This window comes from Micromonospora xinjiangensis, from assembly GCF_056150165.1.
The window spans coordinates 708970-726550 of record NZ_JAXCFO010000001.1; the positions used below are offsets into that span (position 1 = coordinate 708970).

14 protein-coding genes are annotated in these 17581 nt (G+C 72.9%); 8 read left to right on the plus strand and 6 right to left on the minus strand.

The window, feature by feature from the left end; genetic code table 11:
- Nucleotides 1-304 precede the first annotated feature (304 nt).
- Nucleotides 305-661, plus strand: a complete 357-nt coding sequence (locus SM573_RS03405) for a hypothetical protein (RefSeq protein ID WP_474613977.1) — start codon at nucleotides 305-307, stop codon at nucleotides 659-661.
- A 78-nt stretch (nucleotides 662-739) separates the two neighbouring features.
- Here SM573_RS03405 and serA read toward each other — a convergent pair whose 3' ends face one another.
- The 5 genes from serA to SM573_RS03430 all read right to left on the minus strand — a co-directional run bounded on the left by serA (nucleotide 740) and on the right by SM573_RS03430 (nucleotide 8925).
- Nucleotides 740-2338, minus strand: a complete 1599-nt coding sequence (gene serA / locus SM573_RS03410; RefSeq protein WP_474613978.1) for a phosphoglycerate dehydrogenase — start codon at nucleotides 2336-2338, stop codon at nucleotides 740-742.
- Nucleotides 2339-2733: 395 nt separating this feature from the next.
- Nucleotides 2734-3747 (minus strand): ketol-acid reductoisomerase, encoded by a 1014-nt coding sequence (ilvC, locus tag SM573_RS03415; RefSeq protein ID WP_474613979.1) that lies wholly within the window; start codon nucleotides 3745-3747, stop codon nucleotides 2734-2736.
- A gap of 102 nt (nucleotides 3748-3849) precedes the next feature.
- Complete coding sequence (gene ilvN, locus SM573_RS03420; protein ID WP_120328573.1) at nucleotides 3850-4365, minus strand: acetolactate synthase small subunit; 516 nt, start codon at nucleotides 4363-4365, stop codon at nucleotides 3850-3852.
- Nucleotides 4366-4416: 51 nt separating this feature from the next.
- Complete coding sequence (locus SM573_RS03425) at nucleotides 4417-6297, minus strand: acetolactate synthase large subunit (protein WP_474615440.1); 1881 nt, start codon at nucleotides 6295-6297, stop codon at nucleotides 4417-4419.
- Nucleotides 6298-6486: 189 nt separating this feature from the next.
- Entirely contained in the window at nucleotides 6487-8925 is a 2439-nt protein-coding gene (locus tag SM573_RS03430) for a putative bifunctional diguanylate cyclase/phosphodiesterase (RefSeq protein ID WP_474615441.1), read from the minus strand.
- 111 nt (nucleotides 8926-9036) lie between these two features.
- Between SM573_RS03430 and ilvD the strand changes: the two genes are divergently transcribed.
- On the plus strand, nucleotides 9037-10884 hold the full coding sequence (ilvD, locus tag SM573_RS03435; protein WP_474613982.1) for a dihydroxy-acid dehydratase: 1848 nt from the start codon (nucleotides 9037-9039) through the stop codon (nucleotides 10882-10884).
- A gap of 135 nt (nucleotides 10885-11019) precedes the next feature.
- Here ilvD and SM573_RS03440 read toward each other — a convergent pair whose 3' ends face one another.
- A complete protein-coding gene (locus tag SM573_RS03440; protein WP_474615442.1) occupies nucleotides 11020-12300 on the minus strand; it encodes an ROK family transcriptional regulator in 1281 nt (426 codons plus the stop codon).
- 192 nt (nucleotides 12301-12492) lie between these two features.
- On the opposite strand from SM573_RS03440, the gene SM573_RS03445 reads away from it, so the two are divergent.
- The 6 genes from SM573_RS03445 to SM573_RS03470 are packed head-to-tail and all read left to right on the plus strand — an operon-like array spanning nucleotide 12493 to nucleotide 17488.
- The gene (locus tag SM573_RS03445) at nucleotides 12493-13221 is read left to right on the plus strand and encodes an amino acid ABC transporter ATP-binding protein (protein WP_474614035.1); all 729 of its coding nucleotides are present in this window, start codon (nucleotides 12493-12495) and stop codon (nucleotides 13219-13221) included.
- Between the two features lie 18 nt (nucleotides 13222-13239).
- A complete protein-coding gene (locus SM573_RS03450; protein WP_474613984.1) occupies nucleotides 13240-14196 on the plus strand; it encodes a glutamate ABC transporter substrate-binding protein in 957 nt (318 codons plus the stop codon).
- Nucleotides 14197-14212: 16 nt separating this feature from the next.
- The gene (locus tag SM573_RS03455) at nucleotides 14213-14857 is read left to right on the plus strand and encodes an amino acid ABC transporter permease (RefSeq protein ID WP_474613985.1); all 645 of its coding nucleotides are present in this window, start codon (nucleotides 14213-14215) and stop codon (nucleotides 14855-14857) included.
- A complete protein-coding gene (locus SM573_RS03460; RefSeq protein WP_474615443.1) occupies nucleotides 14854-15726 on the plus strand; it encodes an amino acid ABC transporter permease in 873 nt (290 codons plus the stop codon). The genes SM573_RS03455 and SM573_RS03460 overlap by 4 nt, the downstream gene beginning before the upstream one ends.
- Nucleotides 15723-16745, plus strand: coding sequence for an asparaginase (locus SM573_RS03465; RefSeq protein WP_474613987.1), 1023 nt, complete (start codon nucleotides 15723-15725; stop codon nucleotides 16743-16745). Before SM573_RS03460 ends, SM573_RS03465 begins: the two co-directional genes overlap by 4 nt.
- Nucleotides 16745-17488 carry a copper homeostasis protein CutC gene (locus tag SM573_RS03470; protein ID WP_474613988.1) on the plus strand — a complete coding sequence of 248 codons (744 nt, stop codon included), beginning with the start codon at nucleotides 16745-16747 and terminating at the stop codon, nucleotides 17486-17488. The genes SM573_RS03465 and SM573_RS03470 overlap by 1 nt, the downstream gene beginning before the upstream one ends.
- The last annotated feature ends 93 nt before the right edge of the window (nucleotides 17489-17581 follow it).

Genomic DNA, 17581 nt, shown 5'->3' on the forward strand with positions numbered 1-17581 from the left:
GGCCAGGCCGGCGATCGGCCCCCACGCCCGCGGCAACGACCGTGGGGGCCGGTCAGCGACGAGTGCGCGTGGCTCGCGCATTCGAGGGGTGCGGGCCGGTCGGGCCGGGGTCGACCGCGCCACCCGAAGACGGGTCGACGTCGCGGTGCTCGGCCGGTAACCGCACGGGTACGCTAGCGAATCGACGCAACTCGACGCAAGAGTCTCCACAGCGGACCGTCCGCACCGGATGACGACAACCCGACGGCTGGCCTGCGGCGGGGCAGTTTCGACACGGTGAACGTTGAATGGCACTCTGTCCGCCGTGAGTTTCGATCTGAGCGTGTGGGCCCTGGCGGACGGGGCGACGCCCGAGGACGTACGAGCGGCGGTGCAGCGGTGCCGGCAGGGAGAGCACGCGCAGCGCCAGCCAGACCCCCGGGTGGTGGGTTTCTACCGCGCGATCACCGCGGCCTACCCGGACCGGCCGGCCCGGCCCGACACCCCCTGGGAGGTCGCCCCGCTGCACGCGGCCAGTGACCACGTCGAGATGAACCTGAACCCGGCCTGCGAGGACCAGGTGCTGCTCGACATCGAGCGGCTCGCCGGCGAGCACGGCCTGATGCTGTTCGACGCGCAGGACGGCTCGGTCTACCCGCCACCGGCCCGACTGCCCGGCTGACACCGGCGCCGGCAGACCCGGCCCGGTACGTCAGAGGGCCCGGCGGATCCGCCGGGCCCCCGTCGTGCTGCCCTCAGCTCACTCGTCGCGGAGGTCCGCGGCGCTGGCCGCGGTCGCGCCGATCGAGTCGGCGGCGGAGGTGAGCAGGTCCGCGCCGAGCGCCTGGTCGACGGTGAGGGTCATGAGCGTCTCGCCGCCGGCCTCGCGGCGGGCCACCTGCATGGCGGCGATGTTGATGCCGGCCTCGCCGAGCAGCGTGCCGACGGTGCCGACCACACCGGGCCGGTCCGCGTAGCGGAGGAAGAGCAGGATGCCCTCCGCGCCGATCTCCACGTCGAAACCGTCCACTTCGGTCAGCTTGATGACGTCCCGCGCGCCGGTGCTGGTCACCGTGCCGGAGACGCTGACCGTACGGCCGTCGGGCAGCGCGCCGCGGACGGTGACCAGGTTGCCCTGGTCGGCGGTCTCGGCCTGGGCGGTCAGGGACACCTCGACGCCCCGCTCGGCCGCCAGGTGCGGGGCGTTGACGTAGGTCACCTGCTCCTCGACCACCGAGCTGAACAGACCCTTGGTGGCGGCGAGCTTGAGCACCGACACGTCGTGGTTGACGATCTCGCCGCGCACCTCCACGGTCACGCTGGCCGCGACCCCGCCCGCGACCGCGGTGAACGCGCGGCCGAGCTTCTCGGCCAGCGGCAGCAGCGGTCGCACGTCCTCGGCGACCACGCCACCGGCCTGCACGTTGACCGCGTCCGGCACGAACTCGCCCTGCAGTGCGAGCTTCACGCTCTTCGCCACGGCCAGACCGGCCTTGTCCTGCGCCTCGTTCGTGGAGGCGCCGAGGTGCGGGGTGGCCACAACGTTGTCGAAGGCGAACAGCGGGGAGGAGGTGCAGGGCTCCTTGGCGTAGACGTCCACGCCGGCGCCGGCGACCCGCCCCTCGGCGATCGCGTCGGCGAGGGCCTGCTCGTCGACGAGACCGCCACGCGCCGCGTTGACGATCCGGACGCCCGGCTTGACGATCGCCAGCTCCTTCTCGCCGATCAGGCCGACGGTCTCCGGCGTCTTCGGCAGGTGGATGGAGATGAAGTCGCTCTCCCGCAGCAGCTCCTCGAGGCCGACCAGGCGGACGCCGAGCTGCGCGGCGCGGGCCGGCTGGATGTACGGGTCGTACGCGATCAGCCGGGTGCCGAAGGCCGCGATCCGCTGGGCGAAGAGCACACCGATGCGGCCGAGCCCCACCACGCCCACCGTCTTGCCCTGGATTTCGACGCCGGTGTACTTGGACCGCTTCCACTCCCCCGCCTTCAGCGCGGCGCTGGCGCTGGCGGTGTTGCGGGCCACGGCGAGCAGCAGTGCGACGGCCTGCTCGGCGGCGGAGACGATGTTGGAGGTGGGGGCGTTGACGACCATGACGCCACGCGCGGTGGCGGCCGGCACCTCGACGTTGTCCAGGCCCACACCGGCGCGGGCGACGACCTTGAGCCGGGGCGCGGCGGCGATCGCCTCGGCGTCGATCTGGGTCGCACTGCGCACGATGACGGCGTCGGCCTCGGCGAGGGCGGAGAGCAGTGCGGGGCGGTCGGTGCCGTCGACGTGGCGGACGTCGAAGTCGTGCGCGAGCACCTCGATGGCGGCGGGGGCGAGTTCTTCGGCGATCAGTACGACAGGATTCATCGGTCCTCGTAGCTGTAGTCAGAACGGTCGGCCGGGCTGTCGGACGCCGCACTGCGCCCTGCGCCGAACCGGGTCATGGCCGTCAGGTGCCGACTTCGCGCACCTATCGCGATCGTAGGGGTCGGGCTGGCCGGTATGTTCCGGACCGCGGGGTGAGCGCCCTCACACACCGTGGTGGAGCAGCGGTCATGTGACGTTCATCCGGCGCTCACGGGCCCGCCACCGGCACCGGCGCGCGTACGGCGGCGGCACGGGTGCCGCTCACCGGTCCCGGCAGGTGGACATCGACCGGGAGACGGCCGACGGCCCCGGCCCGGCGCCGGGGAGGGCGCCGGGTCGGGGCCGTCGGTGGGTGGCCGCCCGGGCGTACGCGACGGGCGGCCGACGGGGCGGTCTCAGGCCGTCTCGGTGATCGGGCGGTCGACCCAGCTCATCATTCCGCGCAGCTTCCGGCCGGTCTCCTCGATCGGGTGCGCCGCGCCCTCGGCCCGCCACTTGACGAAGTTCGGGCGGCCGGCGTCGTCCTCGGCGATCCACTCGCGGGCGAACTCGCCGGACCGGATCTCCGAGAGGATCTTGCGCATCTCCTCCTTGACCCGGGCGTCGACCACGCGGGGGCCACGGGAGTAGTCGCCGTACTCGGCGGTGTCGGAGACGCTGTAGCGCATCCGCGCGATGCCGCCCTCGTACATCAGGTCGACGATCAGCTTCAGCTCGTGCAGGCACTCGAAGTACGCGATCTCGGGCGCGTAGCCGGCCTCGGTGAGCACCTCGAACCCGGTCTGCACCAGCGCCGCCGCGCCACCGCAGAGCACCGCCTGCTCGCCGAAGAGGTCGGTCTCGGTCTCCTCGGTGAAGGTGGTCCGGATGGCGCCGGCGCGGGTGCCGCCGATGCCCTTGGCGTACGCCAGGGCCAGCGCGAAGGCGGTGCCCGACGCGTCCTGCTCGACGGCCACCAGGCACGGCACGCCCTTGCCGTCGACGTACTGCCGGCGGACCAGGTGACCCGGGCCCTTCGGCGCGACCATCGCCACGTCCACGTCGGCCGGCGGCTTGATGAGGTCGTAGCGGATGTTGAAGCCGTGGCCGAAGAAGAGCGCCTTGCCCGGGGCCAGGTTGGGCGCGATCGCCTCGGCGTAGAGGCTGCGCTGCACGGTGTCCGGGGCGAGCACCATGATCACGTCGGCCTCGGCCGCCGCCTCGGCCGGGGTGACCACCCGCAGGCCCTGCTCCTCGGCCTTCGGCCGGCTCTTCGAGCCCACCGGCAGGCCGATCACCACGTCGACACCGGAGTCGCGCAGCGACAGCGCGTGGGCGTGGCCCTGGCTGCCGTAGCCGATGACCGCGACCTTCTTGGCCTGGATCAGGCCCAGGTCGGCGTCGTCGTCGTAGTACACCTCAACGCTCATTGGAAACTTCCCTTTCGTACGGCGGCCCGGGCGGCCCGTCGTGGTTGTGCGGATGGGTCAGGCGGCCCGCGCGGCCGGCCGTGGGGCCGGCCCGCAGGTGGCTCAGGCGGCCCTCAGGGCCGGGCCGGCGGTGATCGAACGCGACCCGCGCCCGATCGCCACCAGGCCGGACTGGACCATCTCCTTGATGCCGAAGGGCTCGAGGTCGCGCAGCAGCGCGTCCAGCTTGTCCGGGGTGCCGGTGGCCTCGATGGTCAGCGTGTCCGGCGCCACGTCGACCACCCGGGCGCGGAACAGGTTCACGGTGTCGAGCACCTGGCTGCGCGCCGAGCGGTCGGCGCGGACCTTGACCAGGAGCAGCTCCCGGGCCACCGAGACCTGCGGGTCCAGCTCGACGATCTTGAGCACGTTGACCAGCTTGTTGAGCTGCTTGGTGACCTGCTCCAGCGGCGACGACTCCGCGTTGACCACGATGGTGATCCGGGAGACGTCCGGGTTCTCGGTCTCGCCGACGGCGAGGCTGTCGATGTTGAAACCGCGGCGGGAGAAGAGGCCGGAGACGCGGGCCAGGACGCCCGGCTTGTTCTCCACGAGCACGCTCAGCGTGTGCATGGTCATGCGACGACCTCGCTTCGTGCGGTCACGGCGCGTTCGCTTCGCTCAGTCATGTCAGATGTCATCCTCGTCGAAGGCCGGGCGGACGCCGCGGGCGAACATGATCTCGTCGTTGCTGGTGCCGGCGGCGACCATCGGCCACACCATGGCGTCCTTGCCGACCACGAAGTCGATCACCACCGGGGCGTCGTTGATCTCCATGGCGGCCGCGATGGTCTTGTCGACGTCCGCGGCGTTCTCGCAGCGCAGGCCGATGCAGCCGAGCGCCTCGGCCAGCTTCACGAAGTCGGGGATGCGGTGCTTGTGCGTACCGAGGTCGGTGTTGGAGTAGCGCTCACCGTAGAAGAGCGTCTGCCACTGCCGGACCATCCCCAGGTTGCCGTTGTTGATCACCGCGATCTTGACCGGGATGCCCTCCAACGCGCAGGTGGCCAGCTCCTGGTTGGTCATCTGGAAGCAGCCGTCACCGTCGATCGCCCAGACCACCGTGTCCGGCTTGCCGACCTTCGCGCCCATCGCCGCCGGCACGGCGTAGCCCATGGTGCCGGCGCCGCCGGAGTTGAGCCAGGTGTACGGCTTCTCGTACGAGATGAACTGCGACGCCCACATCTGGTGCTGGCCCACGCCGGCCACGTAGATCGCGTCCGGGCCGGCGATCTCGCCCAGCCGCTTGATCACGTACTGCGGGGAGAGCGTGCCGTCGGCCGGCTCCTCGTAGCCGAGGGGGTAGCGCTGGCGCAGGTCGTCGAGCTGGGTCCACCAGTCGGCGAGGTCGGCCGTCGGACCGGACTCCCGCTCGGCGGTGACCGCGGCGATCAGCTCGTCGATGACGTGCCGGGCGTCGCCGACGATCGGCACGTCCGCGTGCCGGTTCTTGCCGATCTCCGCCGGGTCGATGTCGGCGTGCACGACGGCCGCGTCCGGGGCGAAGGAGTCCAGCCGGCCGGTGACCCGGTCGTCGAAGCGGGCGCCCAGGGCCACGATCAGGTCGGCCTTCTGCAACCCGTAGACCGCGGCGACCGTGCCGTGCATGCCCGGCATGCCCAGGTGCTGCCGGTGCGAGTCGGGGAACGCGCCGAGCGCCATCAGCGTGGTGACCACCGGTATGCCGGTCAGCTCCGCGAGCCGGCGCAGCCCCTCGGTGGCGCCGGCCTTCAGCACGCCCCCGCCGACGTAGAGCACCGGACGGCGGGCGCTGCTCATCAGCCGGGCCGCCTCGCGGATCTGCTTGCCGTGCGGGTGCAGGGTCGGCCGGTAACCGGGCAGGTCGAGGGTCGGCGGCCAGGTGAACGTGGTCTCGGCCTGGAGCACGTCCTTCGGGATGTCGACCAGGACCGGGCCGGGCCGGCCGGTGCTCGCCAGGTGGAACGCCTCGGCCAGCACCCGCGGGATCTCCTCGGCGCTCTGCACCAGGAAGTTGTGCTTGGTGATCGGCAGGGTGATGCCCTGGATGTCCGCCTCCTGGAAGGCGTCCGTGCCGATCGCGGGCCGCGCCACCTGACCGGTGATGGCGACCACCGGCACCGAGTCCATGTACGCGTCGGCGATCGGCGTCACCAGGTTGGTCGCGCCCGGGCCGGAGGTGGCCATGCAGACACCGACCCGCCCGGTGGCCTGCGCGTAACCGGTGGCGGCGTGCCCGGCGCCCTGCTCGTGGCGGACCAGGATGTGCCGGACGGTGGAGTCGTAGAGCGGGTCGTACGCCGGCAGGATCGCGCCGCCCGGGATGCCGAAGACGACGTCGACGCCGAGCGCCTCGAGGGACCGCACGAGCGACCCGGCGCCGGAGACCTGGGCCGGGGTGGGTGTCCGTACGGCCGGAACGGCCGGGCCGGCGGCGGCCCGGGCGGCGGGGTCGGTGTCGGTCACCGCCGCGGCGGCCGCGCGGGCCCTGCGGGCGGAGTGGGCGAGTGTCTCTGGCGTGGGTCTCGTCATGGCGGTTCAGGCCTTCGGCTGGAGTGTGTGCGGCAGATGGTGCGGAGGGAGCGCGGCAGGGGCCCGCTCCGGTTGGCTTCCGACGGCAATAAAAACGGCCCTCGTGCAGATGCACGGGGCCAGCGCACTCTCGACCAGGGAGAGTGCGCTCAGATAAGTACTCGCAGCGACCGGTACGACGACATGGGCTCAAGCCTGACGCATCTCACGCGATGAGTCAACTGATCCCACATGTTGGTTCACAGGTGTCGGCGCGTCGCCCCGCGACGCGCCCTCGAACCGCGGCGTGACCTGCTCGGACCCGGTCTCCGGGGCGCGTGGCCCGGGCAGCGCGACCGACCGCACACCGCCCGCGGAGCGGACGGAGTCGCCCGCCTGCCGAACGCTCGTGGCGGCGCCCGCCGGCCGGGCGCCCGGCGAGGTGGCCGCGTCCAGCATCGCCTCCAGGTGCTCCGCCGGCACGCCCCAGCCGCAGAGCGCCCCCTGGCCGAACCGGCAGCCCGCGGCGACCACGGCGGCCAGCTCGGTGGGGGTCGTCACACCCTCGGCGATGACCTCCAGACCCAGCTGGTGACCGAGCCGCATCACGACGTCGACCATCGGCGCGAACGCCGGGCCGTCCCGCCCCACCGGCCGGACCGGCTCGTGCTCGGCGACCAGGCCATGGTCGATCTTGAGGATGTCGATCGGGAGCCGGCGGAGCTGCCCCAGCGACGAGTAGCCGGCGCCGAAGTCGTCCAGCGCGATCCGCACCCCGGTGAGGCGCAGCGCGGCCAGCCGCCGGATCAGCTCGTCGAGGTCGGTGGCGACCGCGTGCTCGGTCACCTCCAGCACCAGCCGCTGGGGCGGGACGTGGTGCGCGCGCAGCGCCTCGGTGACCAGCCCCACGTACGCCGGGTCGTGCAGCTCGCGGGGCGAGACGTTCACCGAGACCCAGACGTCGTGCCCGGCGGCGAGCCAGCGGGAGAGCTGCTGGCAGGCCTGGTTGAGCACCCAGGCGCCGAGCGTGGCGATCATCCCGCACTCCTCCGCCAGCGGGATGAACTCGTCGGGGCGGACGTTGCCCAGCTCCGGGTGGCGCCAGCGCAGGAGCGCCTCGGCGCCGACCGGGCGGACCGAGGGCAGCGAGGCGACCGGTTGGAAAACCAGCCGCAGCTCGTCGCGGTCGATGGCCCCGCGCAGCTCGTGCTCCAGCGTGGTGCGCCGGCGCAGCAGCTGGTCGTACGCGGCGTCGTACCGTTCGATGCGGTTCTTGCCGCGCTGCTTGGCGTAGCGCAGCGCCAGGTCCGCGTGGCGGAGCAGCAGCTCCACGTCGGGTTGACCGCCGCAGCCGGCCACCCCGACGCTCACCGAGAGGAAGACCGGGCCGTCCACCTGGTCGTACGCCCGGCCGAGCACCGCCAGCAACCGCTCGGCCAGCACCGCGCCGTCCTGCGGCTGACCGGGCACCAGCACCGCGAACTCGTCACCGCCGAGCCGTGCCGCCACGTCGCCGGGGCGCAGGGTCTCGCGCAGCCGCCGCCCCACCTCGGCGAGCACCGCGTCACCCACGTCGTGCCCGCGCATGTCGTTGACGTGCTTGAACCCGTCGAGGTCGAGGCCGAGCAGCACGCACCCGGTGCCGGTCTCGGCGCAGCGGCGCAGCGTTCGCAGCAACCCGCGCCGGTTGGCCAACCCGGTCAGCGGGTCGGTGTGGGCCAGCTCGCGGAAGTGCGCCTCGCGCTCGGCCAACCGCTCCGCGTACGCCCGGACGTCGCGCACGGCCAGGTGCTGCCGGGCCACCAGGGCGAAGCCCTCGACGGCGCAGACGAGGATGGCCAGCGCGTCGAACCGGCCGCCCTGGACGAGGTGGTAGGTCGCCGAGCCGGTCATGGCCAGCATCGGCACGAGAGCGTGGTCGCCGCTGCGGTCGACCCCGGCCGGCTCGACCGGCCGCGCCGGGCGCGGGCGCAGCGCCGACAGCGCCACGCCCAGCAGGCCGGCGGCGAGCAGACCGGCGCCGGTCAGCGCGACGCCCGTCCCGGCCTGGCAGAGCCCGGCCGCCACACCGAGCCCGCCGACGGTCACCGCGATCACGGCGGCGGCGAGGACGCCGAGGTGCGCGCGCGGACCCCCGGCCCGGGCCACGGCCACCGGCCCCACCCCGGCGGTCAGGGCCGCGCCGGCCGTGGCGAGCAGGATCGGGGTGCAGGCCATGGGCGTGGCGTCGCCGAGGATGCGGGTCGGCTCGCTCACGAGCACCCAGCCGACGAACCAGAGGGAAGCGGCCGTCACCAGCCCGTCGAGGGTGAGCCGCAGGGTCGTCGCCGCCGGGGCCGCCACCCCGGGCAGCCGGAGCAGCCCCGCGAGGAGGAGCAGCCCGCCCACCGCGGCGGCGACCGAGACCACCGTGGCCCAGCTCGTGCGGTGCCCCTGCTCGTGCGCCCAGTGCGGCACGGCGGCGAGCGTCGCGCCCAGCCCGGCCAGCAGGCTGAGCAGGGCGACGCCCGCGCCGGCCGCCAGCAACAGGGCGGCCGGGCGCTGCGGCCCGGTGCGCCGCCGGACACCGGCCGCCAGCAGGACCGTCGCCGACGCGGCGACGAGCCAGCTCAGGCCCGCGCCTGCGGCCACGCCCGGGGGGAGATGCACGGCCCCCACTGTGCCGGATGAGCGCGGACCGTGGGGTACCGGATGTGCATCTGTTGGGACACGGTGCCCGCGCACCGGCCCCGCGGCCGGCGCGGTGCAAGACTGGTACGCATGCCTGAGCTGCGGTCGAAGACCTCCACGCACGGTCGGACGATGGCCGGCGCCCGGGCCCTCTGGCGGGCCACCGGGATGACCGACGACGACTTCGGCAAGCCGATCGTCGCCATCGCCAACAGTTTCACCCAGTTCGTCCCGGGCCACGTACACCTCAAGGACCTCGGCGGCCTGGTCGCCGACGCGGTGGCCGAGGCGGGCGGCGTGGGCCGGGAGTTCAACACCATCGCGGTCGACGACGGCATCGCGATGGGGCACGGCGGCATGCTCTACTCGCTGCCCAGCCGCGAGCTCATCGCCGACGCGGTGGAGTACATGGTCAACGCGCACTGCGCGGACGCGCTGGTCTGCATCTCCAACTGCGACAAGATCACTCCGGGCATGCTGCTCGCCGCGCTCCGGCTCAACATCCCCACCGTCTTCGTCTCCGGCGGCCCCATGGAGGCCGGAAAGACGGTCGCGATCGAGGGGATCGTGCACAGCAAGATCGACCTGATCGACGCCATGATCGCCTCGTCGAACGAGGCGGTCACCGACGACCAGCTCGGCGCCATCGAGCGGTCGGCCTGCCCCACCTGCGGCTCCTGCTCCGGCATGTTCACCGCCAACTCGATGAACTGCCTCACCGAGGCGATCGGGCTCTCCCTGCCCGGCAACGGTTCGACGCTGGCCACCCACGCCGCCCGCCGGTCGCTCTTCGTCGAGGCCGGGCGGACCGTCGTGGACCTGGCCCGGCGGTGGTACGACCAGGACGACGCCTCGGTGCTGCCCCGGTCGATCGCCTCCCGGCCGGCCTTCGAGAACGCGGTCGCGCTCGACGTGGCGATGGGCGGCTCCACGAACACGGTGCTGCACCTGCTCGCCGCCGCTCGCGAGGCCGAGCTGGACTTCGACGTGGCCGACATCGACGAGATCTCCCGCCGGGTGCCCTGCCTCGCGAAGGTCGCCCCGAACTCGCCGCAGTACCACATGGAGGACGTGCACCGCGCCGGCGGAATCCCGGCGATCCTCGGCGAACTGAACCGCGCCGGGCTGCTGCACCGGGACGTGCACGCGGTGCACTCGCCCTCGCTGGACCGTTGGCTGGCCGACTGGGACGTCCGCGGCGGTTCGGCCCGGCCGGAGGCGGTCGAGCTGTTCCACGCCGCCCCGGGCGGGGTCCGCACCACCGAGCCCTTCTCCACCACCAACCGCTGGTCCTCCCTCGACACCGACGCGGCGGGCGGCTGCGTCCGGGACGTGGCGCACGCGTACTCGGCCGACGGCGGACTCGCCATCCTGCACGGCAACCTCGCGCCGGACGGCTGCGTGGTGAAGACCGCCGGGGTGCCCGAGGAGTGCCTGACGTTCCGCGGCCCGGCGAAGGTCTTCGAGTCGCAGGACGACGCGGTCGAGGCCATCCTCAACAAGCGGATCGTCGCCGGCGACGTCGTCGTGATCCGGTACGAGGGCCCGAAGGGCGGCCCCGGCATGCAGGAGATGCTCTACCCCACCTCGTTCCTCAAGGGCCGGGGGCTGGGGCGGGCCTGCGCGCTGCTCACCGACGGTCGGTTCTCCGGCGGCACCTCGGGCCTGTCGATCGGGCACGTCTCACCCGAGGCGGCCTCCGGCGGGCTGATCGCGCTCGTGCGGGACGGCGACGAGATCGTCATCGACATCCCGGCGCGCTCGATCGAGCTGAACGTGCCCGAGGACGTGCTCCAGGCTCGCCGGGTGGCCGAGGAGAAGCGGGACCGCCCGTACACCCCGACCGACCGGCAGCGCCCGGTCTCGGCGGCGCTGCGGGCGTACGCCTCGATGGCCACCTCGGCCAGCGACGGCGCCTACCGCCGCGTCCCGGAGTAGACCCCGCCCCCGCCCCGGCGTCGGTCCGCCACCCAGACCCTCACGCGGATCTTGGTTGGCCCATGCCCCGGAAGGGGCTGGTCCGCGCCGAGATCCGCTCGGGCCCAGCGGCGGCGCGGGCCCGGCCGGGGCGGGTCAGGCGGGGTTCACCACGCGGTCGAGGACGAGTTGGGCGGCGCCCATGATGCCCACGTCGGGGCCGGCGACGACGCGCTCGATGAGCAGGGCCTGGGTCGCCAGCGGTAGGCACCGCTCGTAGAGGGTCGCCCGCATGCTGGCCAGCAACGGCTCGCAGTCGGCGAGCCGACCGCCGATCGCGACGACCTGCGGGTTGAAGAAGTTCACCACCACCGCGAGGATCTCGCCGATCGACCGCCCCGCCCGGCGGGCCAGCGCGGTCGCGTGTCGGTCCCCGTCGTCGATGAGCCGCATCACGCCGGTGAGGTCCTCCACCGGCACACCCTGCTCGCGCAGCGCCGTCACCAGGGCCGCACCGCTGGCCACCGCCTCCAGGCAGCCGGTGTTGCCGCAGCTGCACAGCGGCGCCGCGTCGGCGACCACCCGGCAGTGGCTGATGTCCCCGGCGGAGCCCTGGGCGCCCCGGTGCAGGCGCCCTCCGGAGATGACCCCGGCACCGATGCCGGTGCCCGCCTTCACGTAGACCGCGTGGTCGAGGTCCGGGTGGGTGGCCTGGTGCTCGCCGAGCGCCATCAGGTTGGCGTCGTTGTCGACCACGACCGGCACGTCGGTGCGCTCCGCGCAGAACGCGCGCACGTCGAAGCCGTTCCAGCCGGGCATCCGGGACGGGCTGACGATCCGGCCGGTGTCGAACTGCACGGGGCCGGGGATGCCGATGCCGATGCCGCGCAGCCCACCGGAACGGGCCGCTCCCCGCTGCCCCGGCACCGTGCCGGACGCGCCCGGGGTCGGGACGGAATCGTCAGGTGCCGCGGCGGGCGTACCGGGTGCGGCGGCGGGCGCACCCGACGCCGGGGCCGGCGCGTCGGCGACGACGGGCACCAGCGCGGCCACCTCGTCGAGGAGCGCGCCGAGCACGGCTTCCGGGCCGTCCTCGATGCGTACCGGCCGGAACCGGGCCTCGACGACCCGTCCGGTGAGGTCGAGGGTGCCGAGCCGGGCGTGGTGCGCACCCAGGTCGATCGCGCCGATCAGCGCGCCGCCGGTGGGCACCGCCAGTTGACGGGGGCGGCGACCGCCCCGTGACTTGCCGCTCCCGGTCTCCTCGAGCAGCCCTTCGCTGATCAGCGCCTCGACCCGTTGGGAGACGGTCGACGGCGACAGCCCGGAGAGCCGGGCCAGGTCGGCCCGGCTCGCCGCCGCTCCGGTGGCCACCAACCGGAGCAGCTCGTGTGGGCCGCCACGGAGACCGTCCCGTGAGGCGTCGGCAATCGTCACGCCAGGTTCTTAGCATCCCCGCTTTCTTCAAGCAACTAGTTGACTTGCTTTGGTGTCTCGCATTAGATGGCCCCGTTGATTCGAGATGAACAGTTCTTTGTTCGACTGTCGAAGAAAGTGAGGCGAGCTGTGGCACCGACAGCGGCATCGGACCTCGCGGACCGGACCGGGCCCACCCGCCCCGACCGGCCGATGGTGGCCGTGCGCGGCCTGCAGAAGTGGTTCGGCCCGCTGCACGTGCTCAAGGACGTGGACCTGACGGTCGCCCCCGGAGAGGTCGTGGTGGTGATCGGTCCCTCCGGCTCCGGGAAGTCCACGCTCTGCCGCTGCCTCAACCGCCTGGAGGTCGCGGGTGCCGGCAGCATCGAGATCGACGGCGAACCGCTGCCCGCCGAGGGACGGAAGCTCGCCCGCCTGCGCGCGGACGTCGGCATGGTCTTCCAGTCCTTCAACCTCTTCGGTCACCGGACGGTGCTGGACAACGTCACGCTCGGCCCCATCCGGGTCCGGCGCGTGCCCAAGGCCGCGGCCCGCGAGGAGGCGATGGCCCTGCTCGACCGGGTCGGCATCGCCGACAAGGCCGACCGGTACCCCGCCCAGCTCTCCGGCGGTCAGCAGCAGCGCGCGGCGATCGCCCGCGCGCTCGCGATGCGACCGAAGGTGCTCCTCTTCGACGAACCGACCTCGGCCCTCGACCCCGAGATGGTCAACGAGGTCCTGGACGTGATGGTCTCCCTCGCCGCCGAGGGAATGACCATGATCGTGGTGACCCACGAGATGGGTTTCGCCCGCCGCGCCGCCGACCGCGTCGTCTTCATGGACGACGGCCGGATCGTCGAGTCCGGCACCCCCGACGAGTTCTTCGCCGCTCCGCGCACCGAGCGGGCGCGCGACTTCCTTTCCAAGATCCTCCAGCACTGACCCCCGAAGGAGGGTGACATGTCGATCTTCTCCACCACCGTCACACGGCGCCGGGCGCTGACGCTCGCCGCCACGGCCGTCACCGTCGCGCTCGCCGCGGCCGGTTGCGGCGACGGCGGATCCGCCCCCGCCCTGCCAGGCGCCGCCGGCGGCGGCGACAAGGGCGCCCAGTCCGTGTTCGACGCGGCGCCGGTGGCCTCGGACGCCGAGATCCCGGCCGGCTCCACCATGGACGCCATCCGCAAGCGCGGGTACCTCAGCGTCGGCGGCTCGCTGGACGCTCCCCTGCTCTCGCAGCAGAACCCGGTCACCGGTCAGATCGAGGGCTTCGACGCCGACATGGCCAAGCTGCTGGCCAAGTACATCATCGGCAAGCCCGAGGTGAAGACCGTGACCATCGGCACCCAGACCCGGGAGGCGATGCTGCAGGCGAAGGAGGTCGACGCAGTCTTCCAGACCTACACGATCACCCCGCAGCGGGCCACTCAGGTCGCCTTCGCCGGCCCGTACCTGACCTCCGGCCTGGCCGTCGCCGTGCGCAAGGACGAGACGAGCATCAAGGGCGTCCAGGACCTGGCCGGCAAGACCGTCATCGTGGGCGCCAACACCCCGGCGGTCACCGCCCTGCCCAGCGCCGCCCCCGGCTCCAAGCAGGTCGCGTTCGCCACCGACCCGCAGGCCGTGCAGGCGCTGCTGCAGAAGCGCGGCGACGCGTACGTGCAGGACTTCACCCTGCTCGCGTCGAACGCCAAGTCGAACCCGGGGATGAAGGTGGTCGGCGAGCCGTTCACCACCGAGGCGTACGGCATCGGCCTCAACCACGAGGACACCCAGTTCAAGGAGTTCGTCAACAACTGGCTCAAGAAGATCCAGGCGGACGGCACCTGGGCCAAGGTCTGGCAGAACACCCTGGGCTCGGTGGTGGAGGGCGGCACGCCCACCCCGCCGGCGATCGGGTCCGTCGAAGGCTCCTGAGGATCCCGACCCCGCCATGGAAGCCCTCACCGCTCACCTCGGCGAGCTCGGCCACGGGCTGGTCACGACGGTCCACCTGACCGTCGTGACCACCATCGGCGCGCTGCTGCTCGGCGTCCTCGTGGCGACACTGCGGATCTGCCCGGTGCCGCTGCTGCGCGGCATCGGCACGGTCTACGTCGAGGTGCTGCAGAACCTGCCGCTGCTGGCCCTGCTCGTCCTCTTCGTCTTCGCCCTGCCCACGATCGGCATCACGTTCCCGCTCTTCACCTCGGCGGCCATCGTGATCGCCGCGTACGAGGGCGCGTACCTGGCCGAGGCGATCCGCGCCGGGATCAACACGGTGGGGATCGGGCAGGCCGAGGCGGCGCGCGCCATCGGGCTCACCTTCAGCCAGTCCCTGCGGTACGTCATCCTGCCGCAGGGGCTGCGCGCGGTGATCCAGCCGATGGGCACCATCTGCATCGCGCTGCTGATGAACACCTCGCTGGCCGCCGCGGTCGGCGTCGTGGAACTTACCCAGGCGGCCAACAACGTCAATCTCGTCGAGGCCCAGCCGATCGCCGTCTTCACCGGCGCCGGCCTCGCGTACATGCTGCTGGCGCTGCTGATGGGCCGCCTCACCGGCGCGCTCGAACGAAGGTTTGCGATCGTGCGATGAACCAGAACCAGCAGATCCTCTTCGACGTACCGGGGCCGCGCGCGCAGCGCCGGATCCGCATCGCCACCGTGGTGGGCGCGTTCGTCATCGTCGGCGGTCTCGCCTGGGCGGTGCACCAGTTCGCCAGCCACGGCGAACTCGCCGCCGAGCGGTGGCAGCCCTTCACCACCTGGCCGATCTGGCGCTACCTGCTGGACGCGCTCTGGGCCACCCTGCTGGCCGCCGCGGCCACCGCCGTCCTCAGCTCCGTGCTGGGGCTGCTGCTCGCGCTCGGCCGCCTCTCGACACATCGGCCGGTGCGCTGGCTGGCCGGCGCGTACGTGGAGGTCTTCCGGACCGTACCCGCGCTGCTGCTGGTGTACATCACGCTCTTCGCGCTGCCCAAGTACGGCCTGAACTTCCCGCTGTTCTGGAAGCTCGTGGTGCCGCTCGTGGTCTCCAACGCGGCGGCCTTCGCCGAGATCTTCCGCGCCGGCATCAAGGCGCTGGACCGGGGCCAGACCGAGGCGGGTCTCGCGATCGGCCTGCGCCGGGGCCAGGTGATGCGGCTCGTCGTCCTGCCGCAGGCCCTGCTCACGTTGACCCCCTCGCTGGTCAGCCAGCTGGTCGGGCTGCTCAAGGACACCTCGCTCGGCTTCGTGGTGAGTTACACCGAGTTGCTGTACAGCGGCCAGGTGCTCGCCTCGTACACCCACCTGCTGATCCAGACGTTCCTGGTGGTGGCGCTGATCTACCTCGTCGTCAACGCGTCGCTGTCGAAGTTCGCCCGCGTCCTGCAGGCCCGTAACGGGCGGCTCACCACCCGCGGCCGATCGGCCGCGCGGGACGCGGTGACGCCGCCGCTCACCCCAGGGAGTACCGCCCCATGACCACCGCCCCGTACGCCGAACTGGCCCGGGTGACCCGCAACGGCTTCGTGGAGAGCCGGCACTTCGGCAGCGCCGTGGTGCTCGACCCGAGCGGCGCCGTCGTGCTGAGCGCCGGCGTGCCCGACGAACCGGTGCTGCCGCGCTCCACCCTCAAGCCGGTACAGGCGCTGGCCTGCCTGAGCGCCGCCGAGGCGGCCGGCGGCGCGTCGCCGCTCGCCGGCGTGCTCGCCGGTCCCGCGCTGGCGATCGCCGCCGGCAGCCACACCGGTGACGACCGGCACGTGGCCGTGGTACGCGAGCTGCTCGCCGCCGCCGGGCTGACCGAGGACGCGCTGCGCTGCCCGGTCGACTGGCCCGAGGACGAGGCGACCCGTGAGCGGCTGATCCGCGAGGGCGAGCAGCGCACCCGGATCCGGATGAACTGCTCGGGCAAGCACGCCGCCATGCTGGTCGCCGCCGTCGCCCGAGGCTGGTCGACGGACGACTACCTGGATCCGGCGCACCCGTTGCAGCGGGAGGCCGCCGCCGCCGTCGAGCGGCTGGCCGGCGCACCGGTGAGCACCACGGCGGTGGACGGTTGCGGCGCCCCGCTCTTCGGGCTGCCGCTCACCGGGCTGGCCCGCACCTTCCAGGCGCTGGCCCTCGCCGAGCCGGGTAGCGCGCCGGCCCGGGTGGCCGAGGCCATGCGGCAGCACCCGGAGTACGTCGGCGGGTGGAACGGCCACCCGAACACGGACCTCATGCGGGCCCTGCCGGGGGTGCTCGCCAAGGGCGGCGCCGAGGGGGTGCTCGGGGTGGCCACCGCCGACGGGTACGCCGTCGCCGTCAAGGCGATCGACGGCAGCCCGCGGGCCACCACCGTGATCGCGCTCGCCGCCCTCGCCGAGGCCGGCGCGGCGGTCGACGGTGCCCCGGAGCTGCGCCGCGTGCCGGTGCTCGGCGGGGGTGAGCCGGTGGGCGCCGTCACCGCCGCCATCGATTTCACCGCGGGAACGTTCCGCACGGAGAAGGAAGACTGATGACGACATTCGAGATCTGCATCGACAGCGTCGAGGGCGCGATCGCCGCCGAGGCGGCCGGCGCCGATCGGGTGGAGCTCTGCTCCGCGCTGTTCGACGGCGGGCTGACCCCGAGCATCGGCACCATCGAGACGGCCCTGCGCAGCGTGGACCGGATCCGGGTGCACGTCATCGTCCGGCCGCGCGCCGGCGACTTCATCTACTCCCCCACCGAGATCGAGTCGATGGTCCGCGACGTGCGCGCCGCGGTCGAGGCCGGGGCGCACGGCGTGGTGATCGGCGCGCTCACCGCCGAGGGCGACGTGGACGTCCCCACCACGCGCAAGCTCATCGAGGCCGCCGGCGACGCCAGCGTGACCTTCCACCGGGCGTTCGACATGGTCCGTGACCCGTTCGAGGCGCTGGAGCAGCTCGTCGAGCTGGGCGTGCACCGGGTGCTGACCTCGGGCCAGGAGGTCAGCGTGCTGGAGGGCGCGCCGCTCATCGCCGAGCTGGTGCGCCGGGCCGGCGACCGCATCGTCGTCATGCCCGGCGGCGGCATCACCCCGCGCAACATCGCCCGGATCATCGAGGCCACCGGCGCGCAGGAGTACCACTTCGCGGCGCTGGTGAGCTCGGACAGCCCGGCCGTGCACCGCAACCCCCGCCCGCTGATGGGCGGCAGCCTGCACCGCCCGGAGTACGAGCGGTCGGGCACCTCGGCCGACCTGGTCGGCCAGGTCCTCTCCGCGGCCCGCGGTTGACCTGGATCTTGGTCGGGAACCGCCCCTCCACGGGCACCTTCTGACCAAGGTCATCGAGGCTGTGGGGTTGTTCGCACTTCGCGCGAACAACCC

Excerpts from the sequence above, each read along its gene's own strand:
- serA (WP_474613978.1), bottom strand. The coding sequence starts at position 2,338 with ATGAATCCTGTCGTACTGATCGCCGAAGAACTCGCCCCCGCCGCCATC.
- ilvC (WP_474613979.1), bottom strand. The coding sequence starts at position 3,747 with ATGAGCGTTGAGGTGTACTACGACGACGACGCCGACCTGGGCCTGATC.
- ilvN (WP_120328573.1), bottom strand. The coding sequence starts at position 4,365 with ATGACCATGCACACGCTGAGCGTGCTCGTGGAGAACAAGCCGGGCGTC.
- SM573_RS03425 (WP_474615440.1), bottom strand. The coding sequence starts at position 6,297 with ATGACGAGACCCACGCCAGAGACACTCGCCCACTCCGCCCGCAGGGCC.
- ilvD (WP_474613982.1), top strand. The coding sequence starts at position 9,037 with ATGCCTGAGCTGCGGTCGAAGACCTCCACGCACGGTCGGACGATGGCC.
- SM573_RS03445 (WP_474614035.1), top strand. The coding sequence starts at position 12,493 with ATGGTGGCCGTGCGCGGCCTGCAGAAGTGGTTCGGCCCGCTGCACGTG.
- SM573_RS03450 (WP_474613984.1), top strand. The coding sequence starts at position 13,240 with ATGTCGATCTTCTCCACCACCGTCACACGGCGCCGGGCGCTGACGCTC.
- SM573_RS03455 (WP_474613985.1), top strand. The coding sequence starts at position 14,213 with ATGGAAGCCCTCACCGCTCACCTCGGCGAGCTCGGCCACGGGCTGGTC.
- SM573_RS03460 (WP_474615443.1), top strand. The coding sequence starts at position 14,854 with ATGAACCAGAACCAGCAGATCCTCTTCGACGTACCGGGGCCGCGCGCG.
- SM573_RS03465 (WP_474613987.1), top strand. The coding sequence starts at position 15,723 with ATGACCACCGCCCCGTACGCCGAACTGGCCCGGGTGACCCGCAACGGC.
- SM573_RS03470 (WP_474613988.1), top strand. The coding sequence starts at position 16,745 with ATGACGACATTCGAGATCTGCATCGACAGCGTCGAGGGCGCGATCGCC.